Source organism: Rhizobium moroccans, from assembly GCF_057559155.1.
Map to the genome: position 1 here is coordinate 90,212 of NZ_JBHFJG010000047.1, position 19,686 is coordinate 109,897.

The 19,686-nt window shown below is 62.8% G+C and carries 14 protein-coding genes; 2 read left to right on the plus strand and 12 right to left on the minus strand.

What is annotated here, in order from left to right; translation table 11 throughout:
- Nucleotides 1-42: 42 nt before the first annotated feature.
- The 12 genes from ACE04I_RS21970 to ACE04I_RS22025 form a co-directional block, all read right to left on the minus strand.
- Complete coding sequence (locus ACE04I_RS21970) at nucleotides 43-2,211, minus strand: glycoside hydrolase (RefSeq protein WP_046794880.1); 2,169 nt, start codon at nucleotides 2,209-2,211, stop codon at nucleotides 43-45.
- Nucleotides 2,150-3,205, minus strand: coding sequence for a glycosyltransferase family 2 protein (locus tag ACE04I_RS21975; protein WP_046794879.1), 1,056 nt, complete (start codon nucleotides 3,203-3,205; stop codon nucleotides 2,150-2,152). Before ACE04I_RS21975 ends, ACE04I_RS21970 begins: the two co-directional genes overlap by 62 nt.
- Entirely contained in the window at nucleotides 3,202-4,317 is a 1,116-nt protein-coding gene (locus ACE04I_RS21980) for a glycosyltransferase family 4 protein (protein WP_046795102.1), read from the minus strand. The genes ACE04I_RS21975 and ACE04I_RS21980 overlap by 4 nt, the downstream gene beginning before the upstream one ends.
- Nucleotides 4,318-4,705: 388 nt before the next feature.
- A complete protein-coding gene (locus ACE04I_RS21985; protein WP_046794878.1) occupies nucleotides 4,706-5,962 on the minus strand; it encodes a glycosyltransferase family 4 protein in 1,257 nt (418 codons plus the stop codon).
- On the minus strand, nucleotides 5,959-6,732 hold the full coding sequence (locus ACE04I_RS21990; protein WP_046794877.1) for a polysaccharide deacetylase family protein: 774 nt from the start codon (nucleotides 6,730-6,732) through the stop codon (nucleotides 5,959-5,961). Before ACE04I_RS21990 ends, ACE04I_RS21985 begins: the two co-directional genes overlap by 4 nt.
- The gene (locus tag ACE04I_RS21995) at nucleotides 6,725-8,053 is read right to left on the minus strand and encodes an O-antigen ligase family protein (protein ID WP_046794876.1); all 1,329 of its coding nucleotides are present in this window, start codon (nucleotides 8,051-8,053) and stop codon (nucleotides 6,725-6,727) included. The genes ACE04I_RS21990 and ACE04I_RS21995 overlap by 8 nt, the downstream gene beginning before the upstream one ends.
- Nucleotides 8,054-8,065: 12 nt before the next feature.
- Nucleotides 8,066-9,694: a GumC family protein gene (locus tag ACE04I_RS22000; protein WP_082118346.1), complete on the minus strand. Its 1,629-nt coding sequence runs from the start codon at nucleotides 9,692-9,694 to the stop codon at nucleotides 8,066-8,068.
- A 110-nt stretch (nucleotides 9,695-9,804) separates the two neighbouring features.
- Nucleotides 9,805-10,941: a GNAT family N-acetyltransferase gene (locus tag ACE04I_RS22005; protein ID WP_137326646.1), complete on the minus strand. Its 1,137-nt coding sequence runs from the start codon at nucleotides 10,939-10,941 to the stop codon at nucleotides 9,805-9,807.
- Nucleotides 10,942-10,958: 17 nt separating this feature from the next.
- Complete coding sequence (locus ACE04I_RS22010; protein ID WP_137326642.1) at nucleotides 10,959-12,269, minus strand: lipopolysaccharide biosynthesis protein; 1,311 nt, start codon at nucleotides 12,267-12,269, stop codon at nucleotides 10,959-10,961.
- Between the two features lie 4 nt (nucleotides 12,270-12,273).
- On the minus strand, nucleotides 12,274-14,241 hold the full coding sequence (gene asnB / locus ACE04I_RS22015; protein WP_046794872.1) for an asparagine synthase (glutamine-hydrolyzing): 1,968 nt from the start codon (nucleotides 14,239-14,241) through the stop codon (nucleotides 12,274-12,276).
- A 102-nt stretch (nucleotides 14,242-14,343) separates the two neighbouring features.
- A complete protein-coding gene (locus ACE04I_RS22020) occupies nucleotides 14,344-15,717 on the minus strand; it encodes an FAD-containing oxidoreductase (protein ID WP_046794871.1) in 1,374 nt (457 codons plus the stop codon).
- Nucleotides 15,714-16,190, minus strand: a complete 477-nt coding sequence (locus ACE04I_RS22025) for a DUF4126 family protein (protein ID WP_046794870.1) — start codon at nucleotides 16,188-16,190, stop codon at nucleotides 15,714-15,716. Before ACE04I_RS22025 ends, ACE04I_RS22020 begins: the two co-directional genes overlap by 4 nt.
- Nucleotides 16,191-16,424: 234 nt before the next feature.
- On the opposite strand from ACE04I_RS22025, the gene ACE04I_RS22030 reads away from it, so the two are divergent.
- Both ACE04I_RS22030 and ACE04I_RS22035 read left to right on the plus strand, forming a co-directional pair.
- Nucleotides 16,425-18,251 carry a sensor histidine kinase gene (locus ACE04I_RS22030; RefSeq protein WP_487207604.1) on the plus strand — a complete coding sequence of 609 codons (1,827 nt, stop codon included), beginning with the start codon at nucleotides 16,425-16,427 and terminating at the stop codon, nucleotides 18,249-18,251.
- Nucleotides 18,248-19,621, plus strand: coding sequence for a sigma-54-dependent transcriptional regulator (locus ACE04I_RS22035; RefSeq protein ID WP_046794868.1), 1,374 nt, complete (start codon nucleotides 18,248-18,250; stop codon nucleotides 19,619-19,621). Before ACE04I_RS22030 ends, ACE04I_RS22035 begins: the two co-directional genes overlap by 4 nt.
- The last annotated feature ends 65 nt before the right edge of the window (nucleotides 19,622-19,686 follow it).

The following is a 19,686-nucleotide window of genomic DNA, read 5'->3' on the forward strand; positions in this document are numbered from 1 at the left end:
TATCCAACCAGCGAGCCGGGATTTTGATCCCGGAGGCTCGCCTCAATCGGTTTCAAGCAGGAAGAAGGTGGTCGGCCCGGAGGGGGTGTCGTTCGAAAGATTGAAGCGGATAGGTCCTGTTTCGACCCGCAGCGGCGCCTTCACTTTCCCATCCAGCCCAACCGAGGAGAGGCGCCAGCGAGCGACGCGTTCCTTGAACTCCAGTGCAACCTCGCCCTTGCGGATCAGCACCGGCAGCGAGCCGAAATCCTCGATCACGTTCTCCTCGGGGTCCCGAAAGCGCATGTTCGTATTGCGGGCGTCCGTCGCGAAGATCAGCAGGATACGCTTGGCGGTGGCAAGCGACGAGCCGCCATCCAGCGCCGCCGCCGCGATCAAGCCTGCGCCGTCGGCACTTTCAACCCGCAAGGTTCCGAGGTCGAGAGGGCCGTCCAACTTGCTGAAAGCGGCTGCCTCGGTCCGGGGCGTGGAAAGCGTCAATCGCTGTTCTTCCCGGTCGAGCAGCAGTTCGCCGGTATCGCTTTCGAATATTCCACGCTCCGGATCGGTGCGATTATTGGCCGGCAGGAGACCGGCCTCTCTCAACGCGTCGAGCAGTTCTTGCGCCTGGGTGTCTTTGCGGGGTTGATTGACCGCAAGCAGTTCCCGCAGGCCATCCGAGGATTTGAGGCCGATGCGGGAGACGAGTGCGAGCTCGGTCAACGCGTCGGGCTCGGCCGCCTGCATGTCATCGTTCAGGTCTTCCATGCCACGCATGGTGAAAGGGATCACGTTGCGAGCCGGCGAGACATCGCCTCGACGGAAGAGAAGTGCTGCGAGCGTTTCTCCCGCCCGGGCGACCGGATCGAGCGCTATCGCATAAGGCAGCATGGCTCGCTTGTGGGGATAAGGCTCACCGTATTTCAGGATGATTGGTGCATGTCCGTGGCGGCAGAGAATGTCCCATCCCTGCAGCGTCGCATAGGCGGGCATGAGAAGCCCGGCCTCGTAGCGGTAGCGGCTCCAGAAGAGATGGTCATATTCACTGAGGGCGAAAGGCTTGCCGAGCCAGCGCGAGGCGGCGGCATAACGCATGTAGCTGGCGGCATCGGTGACGGAGCTTTTGTTTCCGATGGCCGAGCCGGGCTCATAGCCACCGACCCAATCCTGGTAGGTGTTCATGGTGACGGCATCGAGCCGCTCCCGGCTGAGCGAGGTCTGGACCGTCGCCCAGTTGTTATAGGTGCTGATGAGGCCGCGATAACCGAGATCGCGCAGCACGTTCGTTATTCGGTCGGCGGAGCGACGCTCGGTTTCCACGAAGAAGGCCTGAAGATCGCGCATTCGCGGTCCGTCCAGGTAGCGGTCGACAGGCAGGCTGATCGAGGCGGCTTCCAGCCTTTCATCGGGGCGGAGGTCGGGCCAGGCTTTCCCAAGTTCCGTGGTCGAGCGATATTTGTTGCGAAGCCAGGCATTGAAGGGTTTTTGTAACATGCCGGCATAGCCGGGCCAGCCTTTTCCTTCCTTTACGACATTCTCGAATTCGATGCCGTTTTCATTGGCAAGAATTACCAGTGCAAGCGCCTCGTCCTTGATGGGCGCTATCCCGGTATAGGGATTGATCCGGGCGAGAAGCTCCTTCTGCAGCCGTTTCCAGTGTTCGAATGCCTCGTCGTCGAAATGGAGAGCCAGCTTCACGTCGCCGCCGGGATCCCAGCGATCGTCATATCCGCCATAGGCGCCCCGCCAGGATGTGATCCCGTCGAACATCCAGTAGATGCCGTTCCGCTTGAGGGCGGCCATCAGGTAATGGATGCGGTCGAGCACGTCCGGATTGAAGTCGAAATCGTCGGCGCGGCCTTGCATCAGGTTCGCATCGACGAAATGGAAGCGGGCGATGTTGTAGCCGCGCATGGCCAGTTGTCTGGCATAGATATCAGCGGAGGCATGGTCGGGAAAGCCGCCGGACGCTGGGCTCCAGCCGAGCGAGGCGCAAAACAGGGGCTTCGGGGACCGAGGCGAAGCGGCGGTCGCGATGCGCCCATCTTCACCGGCAATAAGCCGGTGATCCTCGTCGATCGGTTGGTTCGGCAGAATACCGGAAAAGTCGAGTGGGCTGCCGCTTGCAACGGTCAGCGCGATTTCACGAACCGGCAACCAATCAGTGGCGTTAGCCGCCGGAGCCGCTGCGATAAGCGCCAGAATCCCCGCCGCCCTCATCAGTCTTTTCATCGGGCCCTCCAAGATAGCGGCTTTCGATCCAGTCGAGCGGGCTGCGTCGCGGAGCGACATAGCCGAAAGGCAGGCCCGCCGCATGGAAGAGCCAGGCGACCACCGTGTAGAGGCCGAGCGAGAAGCTTCGCTTTCGGACCGACATCAGCGCGACGACCGCGGCGAAGATTCCCACCACGAGCACGAGCGCCAGCAGCTTGTCCGGCAGGAAGAGGAGGAGGCCGAGCGAGAAAAGGATCCAGCAGCAGACCAGCGCCCATAGCTTCAGCTCCGGCAATTCCTTCAGCATCTGCCGGAAATAGGGTTTGCCGGTTGCCGCCCGCAGAACTTCCCCGATGCCGAAGAGATATTTCGTCTTCCAGCGACGCACCAGGAGCCGATAGGAATTGATGCTGTGGCCGTAATGCCTGACGAAGCGCCGGTCGAGCCTGTGCAGGTTCCAGCCGGCATGCCTTAGGCGTATCCCGAGGTCGAATTCCTCGTAGCCGTGCAGGTTCCGATCGGTGAGGTAGCCGATGCTCTCGATCGCCGCCCGCCGATAGAGGCCGCCGCCGTTCATCCGGTCTATGGAGCCGATGCGATTTTCCGGCGCATTCCGCTGGACGCGGCGCGTATATTCCAGATTGTCGAGCATCATCTCCTCGACATGTCCCGTTACCCCCGCCGCCTTGCCGTGCCGGTCCAGAAAGGCCAGCGCCTCGGGCAGGAAATCAGGGTCGAGATCCATGTCGCCATCGAGAAGGCAGATGTATTCGTACCGGGCATATTGGAAGCCGAGTTGCGGACCGAGGCCGCAGCTCGGACGCGCCGGCGCCTCGATACGTACGATGCGCACCGGGTAACGCGAGGCGATCTCGATCGTGCCGTCGGAGGAGCCGCTATCGGCGACGATCACCTCTCCGCGCCCGCCCGGAAGACCGGCAAGCGCGTGCCGGATCGTCTGGGCGATCCGCTTCTCTTCGTTGAGCGTCTTGATGATGATCGATACGGTCAAGAGAACCTCTTGCTGTTCTTTGCGACGACGGATCGATAGACCGCCGCCGTGGCGCGCCCTATGGAGGACCAGCCGTAGGCGCGTTCGATCTCGCGGATGCGCGCAAGCGCCCCCTCCTGGCTGAACGGTTCCGACATCTTGCGGGCAAGCGCTTCGGCAAGCGCCGCGACGTTCCGCACGGGGAAGTAGTCCGTTGCCGGCAGCTCCACTTCGCGGTTGGCCGGAATATCGCTCGCCAGCACCGGAAGCCCGTAGCTGAGCGCCTCAAGAAGCGCGATCGGCATGCCTTCGTGGATCGACGGCAGGACGAAAAGACCTGCCTGGGAAAAGAGGGCCGCGAGATCTTCCCCGCTCTGGAAGCCGGCCATTACCACGCCCGGAACCCGCGCGGCCATGGCCTCCACCTCTTTCGAATAGGGGCTGTCGTGATCGGCGGCACCCACCAGAACCAGTTTCCAATCCGTCCGTCCGAGCGTCTCGAAGGCGGCGATCAGATCGTTCTGCCGCTTTTCCGGAACGATGCGGGCAACCATGACGATATAGCGCCGGCGCTCGAGCCCAAAACGCTCGATGACGCCATTGCCGGCAATGCCGGGCCGCACGTTCACGCCGTTCGGAATGTGGCTGACCTCTCTGCAGTGCCGCGCCTTCATGGTCCGGGCGACATCCCCCGAAACCCCGATGCTGGCGCTGGCGAAGCGCATCGCCAATCTTTCTCCGAGCCGCAGCACCCGCCTTGCGAGCGGCCCCCATTTCTCCCGGTCGTAATCATAGCCGTGATGGGTGACCACCACCTTGAGGCCGGCGAGGCGGGCGATCGGAGCCAGAATCCCCGGGCCGATCGCGTGGATGTGCAGGATATCCGGCCGTTTCACGGCAGCATGGAGCACGCCGAGAAAGGTATGCGCGATTGCTTCGAAGAGCATGGAGCGCGGCGCCCAGAGAGGGACAACGCGAATGCCGCGCCAAACGGTAGGTGCCTTTTGCCGGAGATAGGGCCTGCGCCCGAGGATCTCGACATCCCAGCCATGCTGGAGAAGCTCCTGTCCGAGCATCTCGACATGTTTTTCTATCCCGCCCTGGATGTCCGGAATGCCCCGCAGGCCGAGCATGACGACCCGTCGTCGGATCGCCCGTACGCTCTCCGCAAGATCGGGCGTGATGGAGGTATCGATGAGTGCGGGCGAGAGGCGTGGTGTCTCGTTCATCACCACGCGCTCCCGCCGCGCCCCCTCCGGCCTGTTCAGGCTCGGTGCGGCCGGAGCCGGTCGTGCGTTCAGGTTGTCCCCGAGCGCGAGATGATCCGGCGCCCCGTTTGCGAATGGCGGATGTTCCATCTGCGAGACACGCGTTTTCTTTTCCATTGACCCGGCCCAGAAATCATTTCTGAGTAGGTTGTACCGATGGAACGTTCCGATACCGGAAATCGAACCGCTAAAATTCTAGGGAAGCTGTGCGGTTTTAACGCAAAAGGCCGGAACGTTGCCGAGGCCTTTGTCCTCAGGCGACGCCGAGGCTCCGGTAGAGGTCCAGCATGCGCTGCCGATAGGCATTGCTGGAGAAATCGGCGGATATCCACCGGCGGCCCGCCCGGCCCATATCCGCCCGCCTTTGCGGAGAAAGTGCCGCCATGGCGGAAAGAACGGCGGCGAGGTCTTCCACCGAACCGGCCGCCGCGGTTCTGCCGGTCTCATCCTCGCGGACCATTTCCGGTATGCCGCCGATCGCTGCGCCGATCACCGGGCGGCCGAGCGCATAGGCTTCTAGGATGCTGATCGGCGCGTTCTCGTACCATTCCGACGGAAGCACCAGGGCGCGGGACTGCCCGATCAGGCGAAAGAGATTTTCGCCCGAGACATAGCCGGCGAAGGTGACGTCCGCCTGCATGGCTTCCGCGAGCTGCCGCAGCTTCATTTCCTCGGGGCCGGTGCCGGCGATCACCAGGCGCTGCCCGGCCTTGGCGGCGGCGCGGATCAGTGTCGCAATGCCCTTTTCCGGAGCCAGCCTTCCGGCGAAGACGAAATAGTCGCTCTCCGCCCAATCGGCCGAAAACTTCTCGACATCGACGAAGTTGGGGATGTGGACGAGGCTTTCCGCCGGCCAACCCCATTCCATCAGCTTCTCGCGATAGAAGCGGCTTGGAACGACGATGCGGTCGACCTTGTTGCGATAAAGTCCGAGCATTCGGTGCAGCGTGGTCTCGGCGAAGACGACGGCGCTGAGCGCGAGCGACTCTTTCACGCAGCGGTGGACGACGACATTGTGTATGCGGCCGCCACGGCAATCCTCGCACACCTTTCCCTCGCGCAGCATCTTGTAGGCAGGGCAGGCGAGTTTCAGGTCGTGGGCGGTCATCACGACCGGAATTCCGGCGTCCTTCAGGGTCGAGAAGATCGCCGGCGACAGGTGGTGGTAGACGTTGTGGGCATGGGCGATGTTCGGTCTCGCCTTTTCGATCAGCCGCTTGAGATTGCGTTGCGCTTCCAGCGAATAGATGACCTTGGCAGCCTGTGCCGCCTTGGCGAGCGGGCCCGCCTCCCGTCCGTATTCGATCTCGGAGACGAAATATTCCGACCATGGGGAGGGCTGGTTGTTCTCATGCTGCATGGCGAAGGGCACGACATCCCAGCCGATCTCCTCGAAAAGCGCCGTGTGATCGAAGAAGACCGTTTCGGCGCCTCCGCGACGATAGAAGTAATTGTTGATGTTGAGCAGCCGCTTCGTAACGGTGTCGGTCACGCTGGGGCGGACGTTCATCTCGCGTCTGCCTTCCAACCGAGTTCGCGCACCGCCGCCTCGACGGTGACGATCCGACAGCCCTTTTCGATACAATGGCGGACGAGATGATCGAAGGTCGCCGGGGTGCAGCCGTAGGGTGTCGGCTCTTCGGCGATATCGTGGGTGAAGAAGATCAGCCAGCCGGGATCGGTCGCGACATCGTCGATCCAGCCGGTGAGGTCGAGTGCATGATCCTCCGGTTGGCGGATTTCCACGGCTTTGAGCATCAGGGGGTCGACAAGGCCACGGTTTATCGCTTCGCCGGCACCTCGGCATGTCTCGAACCGATCCGCCAGGGTGTTTCGTGCCAGCGGCCAGGCGGCGTTGTAGGGAAAGGCGAAATTGGTCGCCGGGCGGGTGATGCCGATCTCGCGCAGAAAACGGGCGCTTCGATCCAGATCTGCTCCGAGGTCGCGGCCAAACTTGCGGATGCGGTTGTGGGAGAAGGTGTGGCACCCGATTTCGTGGCCGCGACGGAAAAGCTCCGTGCAGCCTTCGGCATCGATCAGCCTGCGGCGCGGCTCCACCGAGCCGGCAAGCCCGCCTGAGATATAGAAGGTGCCTCGCGCCGCGTATTTCTCCAGAATGCCCGCACCATGCGTCAGGGCAGTATCGGGAACGTCGTCGAAGGTGAAGGAGACGAGCGGCACTTGCGTTTCGACCCGGCGTCTCTTCGACGCGATCTCCCAGATCAGGCGGTTGCCGATCCGGTCGATCAGGTGGTCTACGGTCGTCGTCGGATCAGCCATGAGCAAAGTTCCCCTCCCGTGCCCCTTGCGGCTCGCTGACGAGGTTCTGCGAACGCAGCCGGAATCCATAGAGGGCGACGACGAAGGTGAACCAGAGCAGGCTGCCGCTTTCGAAAAAGATGCTTTCCAATCCCGCATTGAAGAGCGTGTAGAGCCATATGCGGACGAAGAGCCGCGTCACGTTCGAATGGGCGCCGCCGCCATCGGCACGGTTGAGATCGCGCAACGGCAGGAAAAGGACGAAGATCAGGGTGAGGACGAGGCCCGGAATGCCCGTCTGCAGCAGCATGTCGAGATAGGCATTATGGCCGTTAAAGGCCTCTACTGCCCAGGTTTCGACGGAGCCGCCGCTATAGACGAGTTCCCGCGTCTGCCAGAAGGCCTTCAATCCGTAGCCGGTGATCGGGTTTTCGGAAATTGCAGAAAAGGCGAACCGCCAGATATCCGAGCGGTTCGTAAAGGTCGCATCGATGCCGAGGCCGGTGACGAATTCGCGGAAGGGCGCAATGACGGCCGCTCCCACCGCCAGCAGGTTGAAGGCGGCGACGCCTCCAACGGCGATAGGGATGCGCAGGCTGCGAAACCGCTCGAACAGCCAAGCAAGAACCAGGACCGCCGGCAGCATGGCGGATGCCGACTTGCCGCCCGTATGGACGAGAAAGAAGCACGACAGTGCCACGATCACCAGTCCGATCATGCGCGACCAGACCGACATCACGTAAAAGCCGAAGAAGGCTCCGATGACCATGGCCCCTGCCGCACCGTTCTTATGCGTGAAGTGCCCCCGCCAGAAGCCGGCATTCATCGGCTCGCGCAATTCCGAGGCCTGGTGGATCGAAACATCGGGACGGAAGACCACGCCGAAATAGGCGAAACCCAGCATGATCAACGTGCCGATTGCGAGCAGCTTCGCAAACTGTCTCTCGGAGGAGGGCAGCAGCAGAAAAATGCTCGCGTTGATGGGCACGATGATCCCGAGGATCAACGCTTTGATCCCAAGAGTAGGGTGGTTGGAAAGAAGCGCCGTGAACAGGAACCAGCCGAAGATGGCGGCAAGCAGCCAGCGGGGCTGCAGGATGATCGAGCGCAGTGGGTGCAGGAAGCCGTAGAGCAGCATGCCGCCGAAGATCAGCAGCGTTGCGATCTGGTTGAGCCGGTTCGAGGCCCCCGCAGAAGGATCGAGCGTCGCGGCACCGGTGAGATCCACGTAAGGATCGGTGGTGACCCAGAAGAACAGGAAGACGGCCATGAACAGCGTGACGCCGAAAACGTTCCTGTCCAGGGTGACGGGGGCTATGGCTTCGGCTGTCGGGGATCGCATGGCACGCTCCCCTCACGCATACCTGTGCGGATAGGAAAGCCTGCGGCGTGCGTCATCGAGATGGCGCAGCAGGCCGAGCGCAATCGCAAGGCCGATGCCGAGCGCGGTTCCCGCCACCGCGCCGGCGGCGAGAAGGATCACCGTGCGCGGCGGCCAGCTCTTGGCCTTCGGCGGCACTGCCGGCGAGATTACCCGGACATTGGTGGCATCGATCTGCTGCCGTTCGGTGATCTGGTGCGTGCGGCCGAGATAGGTTTCGTATACGGCGGCCTTCGCCTGGGCGTCGCGTTCCAGCTCCCGCAGCCGCACCTGGGCATCGCTGTTGGTGAAGACGGTGCTGCGCTCGGCATCGGCTCTGCGGCGGAGTTCGTCCAGCGTAGAGCGGGCCTGGTCCACATCCGTCTTCGCCGATCGCAGGATACGGCCGGCCTCGTCGCCGATGGCTCTATCAAGCGCGGCCTGCTCGGATTGCAGGGAGATCAGGCGAGGGTGCCGTGCACCATAGGTCAATGAAAGAGAGCCGATCTGCTGCTGCAGCGTGGCGTAGCTGGTGCGAAGATTGGCCATTGCGGGCGAGTCGAAGACCGTGTCGGTCGCCGCGCGGCGGCTCGCGACGGCGTTTTGCATCTGCTCGTAGCGGGCTTCGGCCTGGATCAACCGCTGCTGCGCATCGAGAACCTGGGTGTCCAGCGCGCTCGAAATACGGCTGCTTGCCAATTCGCCCGCATTCAATTGCAGCTTGTTGTCCCGCTTGAATTGCTCCACGCGTTCTTCCGCCTGGGTCACGGCAGCACGCAGCTCATCGAGCCGCGAGGTGAGGCCGGCGGCGACGCGGCCGGCACTTTCCGCTGTCGATTGGAAAAGTTCGGTTTCGAAGGCACGCACGATGGCATCCGCCAACTTGACCGATTTTGCCGGGTCTTCCGTCCAGACCCCGAGGGAGACCACGAAGGAACGTTCCTCGCGCTGCGCGCTCACGCGTTCGCTCAACGCCCGCAGGATGCCGAGTTCCCTGTCGCCTTCGGGCTGAGGACCGGAAATCAGGCGCATGAGCGGGTCGAGGAGGCTCGGCTTGTTGAACTCCGGATCGTTCGCGAGATCGAGTTCGGTGATGACATGGCGCAGCACATTGCCCGAGGTCAGCACGCGAAGCTTGCTTTCCACTTCGAGGAGCTGCGAATCCCGCTGCGAACTGGAGGCGAACACATCGTCGGAAACGACGTTGAGGTTTGCCGGATCGACGATGAGATCGGTATAGGCCGTGTACCGCGGCGTCGCCGTCAATGCGTAGGCCAGCGCCGCAATCACACCGATGATGACGGCAAGCACGATCCATTTGATACCGTCACGCAGCCAGAGCAGGATATCCGCCGGGCCGATCTCGGTCAGGCTGAGAAACTGCGCGTTCAGGCTGCGCTCCAGCGTCGATTTTTCGGGTTCCGGACGGGGAGGCTCCGGCGGTTCCCGAACGGCGGGTTCGGAAGGCGCCAATCGCCGATAGTTTTCCGGAGGAGCATTGTGGCTCTCGGCTTCGTCCATACGGTCGAGGAGGGAGCCCACCCGGGACATGCCGGTCCTGCGGCCGGTCATCCCATCGGATTGAACCGGTCGTCGGTTTTCAGGCTCCTTCGGCCGGTACATTGACACCTCCACCCGCGCCGTCCCTGCACGGAGAGACCTTGGTTCACCAGGCATTCTCATGGATAACTAGATGGGCCGCATGAATATCGGGTTAATCCGATAGCTCTGATCTATCGGAAATCGGTCAACAACCGGCTCCAGCTTTCGGAAGCCAGACCGCCGACGAAGATATCGTGGCGAATGGCTGCTTCGTTTACTTCGCGATGGCGCGTCAGCATGCAGAAATAGCCGCGATGCCGGAAACTCATCTGCCGCTGGCGCATCAGCGCATTCATCAGGAAGGGCTGCGCCATGCCATGGGCGGCCGCATAACCGTTCGCATCGAGATCGGCGAACATCTGGCCGACGACATCGAATTCCCGATCTTCGAGGCACAGTATGTTGAGGACATGCGCCCATCCCCCTTGCTGGCCGAAGAAGAGATAGCAGCCGACCGTCTCACCCTTCGCATCGAATATGGTGCGGCACTGGAGGTTGCCGAGCGTCCTGTTGAGGGATGCGGTCTCCATCAGCCATGCCAGGTCGTCGCGCGACCATGCCGGGCGGATGAAGAAGCGTTCCGTCATCTTCCGGGAATGCGCGAAGAATTCATCCAGACTTGCCGCTTGTGAAACCAGCCCCTTCGGAATTGGCGGCGTAAAGGCCTTGAAATAACGCCTCGCAAGGGAGTCGATACCTCCAAGCAATGGTCCGAGGGGTAGATGTCGGGATGAGGGGAGTTTCGTCTGAAGCTCCCGCAAGCCGGCCCGGGAGGGCCTGAAGATACGCTGCCATTCGAGGCTCTGGATGGGCAGCATCATGCCGCCGGCGGCCCCCCAATGATCGGCACTGGCGGGCGAGGCATTGTCGGAGAAGCAGAGATCGGGCTGAGACAATCGTATCGCGCGGGTAAGCTGCGCCGCACCCACCAGCCCTGATCGGCCATCCGCCATGAAGGCGCAGAGCAGCCGGGCGGCAATCCTCCGCCCGCCGATGTCGAAGGCCATGGGCATGGCGAGCAATGCGCTATCGATCTGCCCCTTGCTGTTTTCGTGGACGATGCTTCCCAGCTCCGGCGAATAGCCGGGAGGTTTCAGGAAGACCTGGTCGAGATAGTCGAGCAGATCCCCGCCGGGCTCCTGGACCTTGTTGCGGAAGGCCTTGTTGAACAGCCGCCCAACCGTCTGAAGATCACCCGCCTCCATGGCGCGCACGCTGCGGGGCTGTGCATGGAGAGAGGCAAGGGAGGTGTTGTCTAGCAGGGGCATCTTGTCGAGGCTTTGATTCATTCGGCCGCCGCTCCCGCCGTAACGAGGGTTTCCCGCTTGCCATCCTGCCGGACGATCCGCAGGTAGACTGCCCAGGCGGCAATCGCCATGGCGGTCTCGATGACGTAATAGGAGACGAAAGTGCCGATCGGCGGGGCATACCACGTGGCCCAGGCGGCGAGGATGGCGCCGAGCAGGCTTCCGACCCCGAGCACGGAGGCGCGCGCGCCCTGGTGGCCGGATGCCCCCAGCGCCTCGACGGCGATCGCCCAGCCGGAAACCGGAACCAGCACCCAGCAGAGGTCACGTACGAAGGTCACCAGCGAGGTGTATTCGTGCCCGAACAGGTATGGAAGGACAGGTGCCAGCACGAAGACTGCGGCGGCGGCGGCAATGCTGATCGCAAGGGCGATGGCAAAGATCTTCGTAACCCGCTCTCTGGCATGATGAAGGCCGCCGACGCTGGCCCTTGCCGTTCCAGGATAGACGATCCGGTTCAGGGCATCGACGGAGAGATAGCTGCTTTCGATGATGCGGCGGGCCACGCTGTAGCTGGCGACGATCTCGGCGCTCGCCACGAGGCTCAGGACCAGGAGGTCGGCATTCTGGCGGGCGGCCTTCAGGATGAACGGGATGCTGAAGAAAAGACCGAGCCGCAGTTCCTCGCGGACGATGCCGTATTTCGGGACTCCCAGCCGGCGAACCGCTGCAATGCAGGCGAGGAAGAACAGCAGGTGGGCGGCGAATTGCCAGGCGATCCAGCCTTCCAGTGTCGATACACCAAAGACCAGGCAGGCAAGAACCGCCGCAGCGGTCCGAACCAGCGCGAAGCCCACCACCACTTTGTTGGCCGTGGCGAAATCGGAAAAGGCGATGAATACCTGCTCGCAGAACAGGATCGCGCGCACCAGGACGATGTTGGTGACGAGCATCACGGTTATCATCGCGGCATTGGCGACCGGATCGGGATCGACATCGAAGAAGAAGGGCAGGACGATCGCGCCGACCACGAGGAGCAGGAGCCCGCTGATCGAGGTCAGGATGATGTTATGCCCCAGCATGGCCGGATACATGGCATGATCGCGGGCAACGCGCCTCACCAGGCATTCGGTCGCGCCGAGCCCGCACAGGTGCAGGGCGATGTTGGAAACCGCCGTTATCGCCACGAAGAGGCTGAATTCGTGGACGCCGAGGGAACGCGCCAGCACCGCGAAGGTGACGAGCTGCGCGACCGAACTGATGATGAGGCTGGTGCCGGACGCGGCATAGGACATCACCATCGGCAGCATGGCGCGGTAGCTTTGGATTTTGGACGGGCGGCCTGGCATCGGTCTATCCCCTGCCTTGCGCGGCCAGCACGCGGGTTTCGGTCCGCTGCCTTGCGGCCGAGAAATTCCGCAGCCAGAGCTGGGTCGAGAGGATGCCGACGAAGGCGGCGTTGTCGCGAAAGCCGGAGACCGGCTGGGTGCTGCATTTTCGGTGAAGCTTCGATACCGCGCGGGCGTTGAAGAGACCGCCGCCTCCGATTTCCGCCTCCGACAGCATTTCCGCGACATAGCCCCGCTCGCTTCCGCCGGTGAAGGAACGGCTGTCCGGGGCGCGATAGGGCTGCTTGGGGCGGCGGCTGATGAGATCGGGCAGAAGATCCTTGGCGACGCGGCGCAGGATATGCTTCTCCTCCAGGCCCTTGAGCTTCATGCCGGGCGGCAGCCGGCTTGCGAATTCCACGAGGCGGTGATCGAGGAAGGGAAAACGGCCTTCGATGCCATGCGCCATGGCCATGCGGTCTCCCTGGCTGGAGAGAATATAGCCCGGCAGCAGGAAACGGCTTTCGAGATATTGCGCCTGATGCAGCGGGTGCCAGCGGCGGAAGGTGGAGGGAAGGCGCGAGGCGAGCTCTTCGGCCGCATCGTACTCGCCGAGCGTGGATCGCAGATCTTCCGAATAGAAAATCTTGGCCGCCGAGGTGCTGCGGAACCGCGGGCGATGCGAAAAGAGCGGATCGTCGCTCCGCTCGTCGCCGGCGCCGAAGAAGGCGGAGAGGTATTCGGGAGATTGCTGTTTCAGCCCCGGAATATAGGGGTAGAGCTTGCGGAACAGGTGCGGCCGGATCGTCGAGCTCGGCTGGCGGGCGCAGAAGCGGCGGACCCGCGCCTCGCGGAAGATATCGTATCCGGCAAAAACCTCGTCGGCGCCTTCACCCGTCAGCACCACTTTCATGCCCGCGTCCCGAACGAGACCGGAGAGACGATAGAGGGGCGCCGGTGCGGTGCGCAGCACCGGCCGCTCGGTGAAACGGATCACTTCGGGGAAGCTTTCGGCGATATCGCCTGCAAGGCAGGGGATCGAGCGGTGGTTGGTGCCGAGTGCCTTCGCCATCTCCATCTGGAAGCGGCTTTCGTCGTGTTCCTCGCTGTCGAACGTCACGGAAAAGGTGTTGAGGCCGGAGGGCGCCATGGGTGCGGCCAGCGCTGCGATCAGCGATGAATCGAGACCGCCCGAAAGATAGGCGCCGATCGGCACATCGGCCCGCATGCGCAGCCGCGTCGCGTCCGTCAGCAGCGCCCGGAGTTCTTCCTCTTTTGCGGATTGGTTCGCGCTTGGATCGACATCATTTGCATCGGGAAAATCGAGCGACCAGTAGGTCCGGACATTCATCCGGCCGTTCTCGATCGTGATATATCCTCCCGGCTCCAGCTCGAAGATGTCCTTGAAGGCAGTGCGTGGCGCAATGGGTGCCCAGAGGGTGAAAATCTGGTCGAGCGCGATGGGATCAAGCTCAGCCTCTATGCCCGGCACTTCCAACAGCGCCTTCACCTCGGAGGCGAAATAAAGCGTGCCGTTCTTCTCGGCGTAGAAGAGAGGGCGCACGCCCATGCGGTCGCGGGCAAGTAGGATGCGGCGCCTGCGGGCATCCCAGATCGCGAAGGAGAAGTCGCCGTTGAGCCGGTCGAGGCACTCGTCTCCATAGATCGCGTAGAGCTGCAGAAGGACCTCGGTATCGCTGCCGGTGCGGAAGCGGATGCCGCGCGCCTTCAGCTCCTCGCGCAATTCCACATAGTTGAAGATTTCGCCGTTGAAGGCGATCGTGATGTTGCCTTCAGGATTGGACATCGGCTGCTGGCCATCGGCGAGGCCGACGATCGACAAGCGGACATGCGCCAATCCGATGCCCGGCGCGGCGAATACGCCCTGACCATCGGGACCGCGATGGGCGATCGCGCGCGCCATGGAGGACAAAAGGGCCTCCGGGCCGCCCGGAGCCGATATGTCACCGAAGAAGCCAGCAAAACCGCACATCTGTTTCCATCATGAACAGGGACATCAACTCCGTTCATAAGGGAAAAACCTTGCTCGGCCTGTTAAGAAGGTTGTGAAAAGCGACACGCGGTAAACGCAAGGTTAAGCCGGTTGCATCTCCAGGATCACCGTCGGCCAGAGTTCCGAAACGGTGGGATGAATCGGTACCGCCCAGCGCAGCGCATCGACGGTCGCGCCCGCGTTCATCATGTCGAGCACGCCGTGGATCGCTTCGTCTCCGCCGGTGCCGAGGATGGCCGCCCCGAGGATTTTGCGGGTCTCAGCGTCCGCGACGATCTTCATGAAACCTTGTGTCTCGCCCTTTTCGATGGCGCGGCCTACACGGCTCATCGGCCGCTTGCCGACGAGCACTTGTCCGCCTGCCTTGCGCGCTTCGGTCTCCGTCATGCCCACGCGGCCGAGCGGCGGGTCGATATAGAGGGCATAACCGAGCAATCGGTCGGAAACCTTGCGGTTCTCCCCGTCCAGCAGATTGGCCGCGATGATCTCGAAGTCGTTGTAGGCGGTGTGGGTGAAGGCGCCGCGTCCATTGCAATCGCCAAGCGCCCAGATGCCTTCGACATTGGTGGAGAGATCTTCGCCGACCTTGATATAGCCGCGCTGATCCGTTTCCACGCCAGCCTTGTCCAGGCCAAGATCGCCGGTGTTCGGGTGTCGGCCGACAGCGAGCAGGACATCCGAGCCGATGATTTCCGGCTCGCCTTCCGTGCAATCCACGCCGACGGCAACGCCTTCCTCGTGCGGCCGAAAACGGATGCATTCGGCATTAGTGCGGACTTTGATGCCTTCCGCTTCGAGAATGCCTCGGATCGCCTCCGAAACATCTTCGTCTTCGCGTCCTACCAGCCTCGGACCCTTCTCCACGACGGTGACGTCTGCGCCAAAGCGTCGGTACATCTGTGCGAATTCCAGGCCGATATAGCTGCCGCCAATGACGGCGAGGTGTCTGGGCAACCGGTCCAGAAGGACGATCGAGCTATTGGTGAGGTAAGGCACGTCGTCGATCCCCGGAAAATCGGGAATGGCGGCTCTGCCGCCGACGTTCAGGAATATCTTCGGCGCGGTCAGGAGCTCATCGCCGACACGGATGGTGTTGCGGCTTTCGAAACGGGCATGGCCGAGGATCAGCGTGCATCCTTCCATGCCCCGCAGCCAGTTTTCATTGTTGTTGCGGGCGTTCAGCGTCACCTGATGCGACCGTTGCATGGTCTTCTTCATGTCGACCTTGACCGGGCCCTCGATCACCACACCGTAATCGTCGGCGCGGCGGGCAATGTGGGCGGCATAAGCGCTGGCAACCAGCGCCTTGGTGGGCATGCAGCCGGTGTTGACGCAAGTGCCGCCGATATACGTGCGCTCGACGATCGCCACGGTCATGCCGGCGGCGGTGAGCCTGCCGGCAAGGGACGGGCCCGCCTGGCCTGCACCGATGATGATGGCGTCGAAGCTCTTCATGTCGCCACCGGCATCGGCAGGGCCGCAATGACGAGCCAGGCACCGATAATGGCGATGGCATCCTCGATGAAGGCAGCCGGCGGGTCCTTGCCGAAGCTCGTGGCGAGCTTTGCACGCAGAGCCGCCCCGCCATATGTGCCGATGATCGCCCCGACGATGCCTGCAAACAGTCCGGCTGTCCAGGAACCTCCGCCGACGCCGATCGCAGCACCGGCAACCGCACCCATCAGAATGCGGGCGCCGAACTGCTGCGGAACCTTGCGGCTCGGCGTCGAGGGAAGCTGATCCGTGACGAGTTCGATGATGGCGAGCGCGGTGAGTATCACGACAGCCCAGATCGAGCTCATGAAGGAGAGCCAGGTTCCGGAAAGATCGAGCCAGCCGAGCCAGGCGGCCCAGCCGATGGCGGCGGGCGCAGTCAGGGCACGGAGCCCGGCAACGACGCCGATGAGAAGTGCAAGCAAGTAGACCACAGACCCTCCTTGCCGCCTTCGCGCGGCGTTACCCTCCGCTTGATCCAATCATGAATCTCGACCGAGTCAAGCAAGGGAAAGGCCGACATTTCGGGTTTGAAGCCCTGTCGCTCCGGATTTCCCGACCGTATCTCACTTGACCGGCTCGCCGGTCCGCAAGATTAGATGGAAATCCGCGGCCCGGAATTTACAATGGGAGGTGTCGCGGAAATCGGGAGAGGAGCCCGTCATCTCTTGAGACATCGCGTTCTCTTAGCCTTGATCGTGCTTGCCGGGCTCGGCGTTGCCGTGATCTTTCCCGGCAGGGACTTCGCCGCCCGCAGCTATATGAACGAGGCCGCGGTCCAGGCCGGCACGACGCTGCGCCTTGCGGTGTCGGCGCTCGACGGTCATCTGAAACGCTACGAAGCCTTGCCGGCGCTGATTGCCGACCAGGGCAATATCGAGACTCTGATCGAAAATCCCGACGACCCCTATCTCAAAACGAGAACGAATGCTTACCTCAAAGATATCAATGCACTTCTGAAGTCCTCCGACATCTACGTCATGACCATGGACGGTGAGACCATCGCCGCCAGCAATCATGACCAGCCTTTGAGCTTCGTCGGCGAGAATTTCAGCTATCGGCCCTATTTTCAGGATGCGGCGGCCGGCAAGCAATCGCGCTTCTATGCGCTCGGTACGACCTCGTTGAAGCGCGGCTATTATTTCGGCTCCCCGATCGAGATCAATGGCATCATCAGGGGCGTGATCGTCTTCAAGGTCGATATCGACATGATCGAGGATTCCTGGAGTGGCGGCGACAACAGGATCTTCGTCTCCGATCCCGAAGGCATCATCTTCATGACCGGCAGCCCACAGTGGCTCTATTCGACCCTCCTGCCGCTGACGCCGGAACGAATTGCCCGCACCGAGGCTTCCCGTCGTTACGCGGATGCCTATGTGCGCGAGCTTCCCGTCAGGCGCGGCACATTCGCCGGGCATCAGATCATGACGATCGCCGAGGACGGCGCGGAAAAGGAATATCTCGTCGTCTCCCAGTCGATGTCCGAGGCGGGCTGGACCGTCAACGTGTTGATGGATACCAATTCCGTGCATGCCCGCACGAAAACGGCGATCGCGGCCGTGCTGCTGACGCTTTGCCTGGCGGGTCTGGCGCTCACGATCTTTCTCCAGCGCCGGGCCCGGCTCAACGAGCGCCTGCTCCTGCAGGCGGAGGCGCGTAACGAACTCGAGCGGCGGGTCGCCGAGCGCACGGCCGATCTTGCGCGCGTCAACAGTCGCATCGAGCAGGAGATCGCCGAACGCCGCGCCACGGAGCGGCGGCTGCGCCAGACCCAGGCCGATCTCATCCAGGCCGGCAAGCTTGCGGGACTTGGTCAGATGTCGGCAGCTCTTTCCCATGAACTCAACCAGCCTCTCGCCGCGGCCAAGACCTATGCCGAGACGGCCAGCGTGCTGATCGAGCGGGGGCGCACGGCGGAGGCGAGCGATAACGTCCTACGCATTTCGGCGCTCATTGACCGCATGGCATCGATCAGCAAGCACTTGCGCAACTTCGCCCGCAAGCCGAACGAGAAGCTCGGGCCGGTGGTCCTCGACGATGTTCTGCGCGATACGATGGAGATCGTCGCGACCCGGCTCAAGGCGGCGGATGCGGTTCTCGAACTGCAGCTCGATCCTTCTCTTCCGCCCGTCAAGGCAGGTTCGGTGCGCCTGCAGCAGGTGCTGGTCAATATCATCACCAATGCGGCGGATGCCGTGGAAGGGCTCGATGACCGGCGCATCACCGTCTCGGCCGAAAGGGTGAAAGACAAGATCCTGGTCTCCGTGCGTGACCGTGGCGCTGGCGTGGCCGCCGCCATCCGCGAGCGTATCTTCGATCCCTTCTTCACCACGAAGGGCATCGGCAAGGGGCTGGGTCTCGGCCTTTCGATCTCCTACAACATCGTCAAGGATTTCGGCGGCAGCCTCAGCGTTTCCGACCATCCGGAGGGCGGCGCGCTCTTCCTGATCGAGCTCGAAGTCGCCGATAAGAACCTGCAGGAGGCGGCCGAGTGAGCGAGCAGAGGGTTTTGCTGGTCGATGACGAGGAGGAGCTGCGCCGTTCCACCGCCCAGGCGCTGGAACTGTTCGGGCTAACCGTCCAGACCTTTTCGACGGCCGACCATGTGCTGGAGCTGACCGGCTTCAGCTTCGACGGGGTCGTCGTCAGCGATATCCGCATGCCAGGCACCGACGGCATGACGCTTCTGCACCGGATCCGCGAACTCGACGCGGAAATACCGGTGATCCTCGTCACCGGGCACGGCGACGTGCAGCTTGCGGTCAAGGCGATGCGGGAAGGGGCCTATGATTTCCTCGAAAAGCCGTTCACCCCACAGCATCTGGCGGGCATCATCCGCCGCGGGATGGATCGGCGGGGCCTGGTGCTCGAAAACAGGCGGCTGAGGGCCGTGGCCGGCAAGCGCGACGATCTCGAAGCGCGGCTTCCCGGACGTACCCAGGTCATGGTGGACCTGCGCTACCGCATCCGGGCGATCGGCGCATCGGATGCCGATACGCTGATCATCGGCGAGACGGGCGCGGGCAAGGAAGTGGTGGCGCGGGCCCTCCACGACATCAGCTCGCGCGCGAACCGCCCCTTCATCGCCATCAATTGCGCGGCCCTGCCGGAGAATCTCATCGAAAGCGAGCTTTTCGGTCACGAGGCCGGTGCCTTTCCCGGTGCGCTCCGGCCGCGTTACGGCAAGTTCGAGCACGGGCGGGGTGGGACGATCCTGCTCGACGAGATCGGCTCCATGCCCGTCGATCTTCAGGCGAAGTTCCTGCGCGTGCTGCAGGAGAGGGTGATCACGCGGCTCGGCTCGAACGAGACGGTACCGCTCGACGTTCGGTTCATCGCCACCAGCAAGGTGGACCTGGAAGCCGAAGTCGCCGCCGGAAGGTTCCGCGCGGATCTCTTCTACCGCCTGAACGTCGCGACCATTCATGTGCCCTCGCTGGCGCAACGGCGGCCGGATATCCCGCTTCTGTTCCTCCAGCTCGTGCGCGAGGCTGCCGCCCGCTACGGCCGGGAGGATGCGGACGTGCCGCAGGAGCTGATATCGAGCATCGCCCAGCGCGATTGGCCCGGCAATGTGCGGGAGCTTCGCAATGCCGCCGACAGGTTCGTTCTAGGCCTGGACAGCGGGCCGGGAGAGCCCGGCAGTCCATCGCGCCCGGATGCCGGCCGACTGGCGGACAAGGTGGCCGCCTTCGAGCGCAACATCATCGCGGGTGCGATCGCGGCGCATGGCGGGGCGCTTCGCCCGGTCTACGAATCTCTCGGCATTTCCCGCAAGACGCTCTATGAGAAGATGCAGAAATATGGCCTCGACAAGAAGCTGCTGGGGCCTGAGCAGGTGTTGCAGGAAGACCGGGATTCCTGAGCGGAGAGGGTGATGGGTGGAAATCCACCCATCCTTTGGGAAGGTTGTTCCCATTTCCACCCATG

Bases quoted from the DNA above. Each gene is read 5' to 3' on its own strand.
- ACE04I_RS21970 (WP_046794880.1), bottom strand. From the start codon at position 2,211: ATGAAAAGACTGATGAGGGCGGCGGGGATTCTGGCGCTTATCGCAGCG.
- ACE04I_RS21990 (WP_046794877.1), bottom strand. From the start codon at position 6,732: ATGGCTGATCCGACGACGACCGTAGACCACCTGATCGACCGGATCGGC.
- ACE04I_RS21985 (WP_046794878.1), bottom strand. From the start codon at position 5,962: ATGAACGTCCGCCCCAGCGTGACCGACACCGTTACGAAGCGGCTGCTC.
- ACE04I_RS21980 (WP_046795102.1), bottom strand. From the start codon at position 4,317: ATGCTCGGCCTGCGGGGCATTCCGGACATCCAGGGCGGGATAGAAAAA.
- ACE04I_RS22005 (WP_137326646.1), bottom strand. From the start codon at position 10,941: ATGCCCCTGCTAGACAACACCTCCCTTGCCTCTCTCCATGCACAGCCC.
- ACE04I_RS22020 (WP_046794871.1), bottom strand. From the start codon at position 15,717: ATGAAGAGCTTCGACGCCATCATCATCGGTGCAGGCCAGGCGGGCCCG.
- ACE04I_RS21995 (WP_046794876.1), bottom strand. From the start codon at position 8,053: ATGCGATCCCCGACAGCCGAAGCCATAGCCCCCGTCACCCTGGACAGG.
- ACE04I_RS22000 (WP_082118346.1), bottom strand. From the start codon at position 9,694: ATGTACCGGCCGAAGGAGCCTGAAAACCGACGACCGGTTCAATCCGAT.
- ACE04I_RS22010 (WP_137326642.1), bottom strand. From the start codon at position 12,269: ATGCCAGGCCGCCCGTCCAAAATCCAAAGCTACCGCGCCATGCTGCCG.
- asnB (WP_046794872.1), bottom strand. From the start codon at position 14,241: ATGTGCGGTTTTGCTGGCTTCTTCGGTGACATATCGGCTCCGGGCGGC.